Origin of the sequence: Streptomyces spinoverrucosus (assembly GCF_006539505.1) — a bacterium.
In the GTDB taxonomy this organism is placed as follows: Bacteria; Actinomycetota; Actinomycetes; order Streptomycetales; family Streptomycetaceae; genus Streptomyces; species Streptomyces spinoverrucosus.
The window spans coordinates 1-867 of record NZ_BJND01000200.1 but is presented as its reverse complement, the minus strand read 5'-3'; the positions used below and the strand labels follow the sequence as shown (position 1 = coordinate 867).

At 68.6% G+C, this 867-nt stretch carries 1 protein-coding gene; it reads left to right on the top strand.

Going from position 1 to position 867, the window contains the following annotated elements; translation table 11 throughout:
* Nucleotides 1-140 precede the first annotated feature (140 nt).
* On the top strand, nucleotides 141-824 hold the full coding sequence (locus SSP24_RS42520; RefSeq protein WP_141316629.1) for a hydrolase: 684 nt from the start codon (nucleotides 141-143) through the stop codon (nucleotides 822-824).
* The last annotated feature ends 43 nt before the right edge of the window (nucleotides 825-867 follow it).

The window sequence follows — 867 nt, the reverse complement described above, 5'->3', positions numbered from 1 at the left end:
AAGGTGGGGCATCGCGGCGCCCGCGTTCGGGATCACGAACACCGCTGTCACACCGTTGTGGTCTGTCCTGTCTCAAGCAGTCGGAACGAGATGGCGCGCTGAGTGCGTCATCCACCGACGTAAGACACGAGGACTTCCCCATGGCTCTGAATCGCGAGCTCGCCAACGCCGAGATCGATGCCACCCCCACCCCGAGCGCGGACCTGCTGACACCGGACAACTCGGTGTTCCTGTTCGTCGACCACCAGCCGCAGATGTTCTTCGGCGCCGGCAGCGGTGACCGGACGGCGATCGTCAACGCCACTGTCGGACTGGCCAAGACCGCCAAGGCCTTCGACGTCCCGGTCGTCCTGAGCACCGTTGCGGCGGAAACCTTCTCCGGCTCCCTCCTTCCTCAGCTCGCCGAGGTCTTCCCCGAGCAGCCGGTCATCGACCGGAGCACGATGAACCCTTGGGAGGACGCCACCGTCATCGAGGCGATCAAGGCGACCGGCCGCAAGAAGATCGTCCTGTCCGGCCTGTGGACCGAGGTGTGCGTCGTCCTGCCCGCGCTCTCCGCGCTTGCCCAGGGCTACGAGGTGTACGTCGTCGCCGACGCCTGCGGCGGTCTGACCCCCGAGGCCCACGCGCACGCCCTCCAGCGCATGGCCAAGGCCGGCGCCTGCACCGTCGACTGGATCCCGGTCCTGCTGGAACTGCAGCGTGACTGGGCCCGCACCGAGACGTACGACGCCGTCGTCGACATCGTCAAGGAGCACGACGGCGCCTACGGCCTCGGGCTCGTCTACGCGCAGCAGTTCATCGGCGCCGACGCCGCAGGCTGATCCACCGCGGCCCGGCAGGCCGGGGGCCCTCCGTCCCCGGCCT

Coding starts and splice junctions, on each gene's coding strand:
- SSP24_RS42520 (WP_141316629.1), top strand. CDS start 141: ATGGCTCTGAATCGCGAGCTCGCCAACGCCGAGATCGATGCCACCCCC.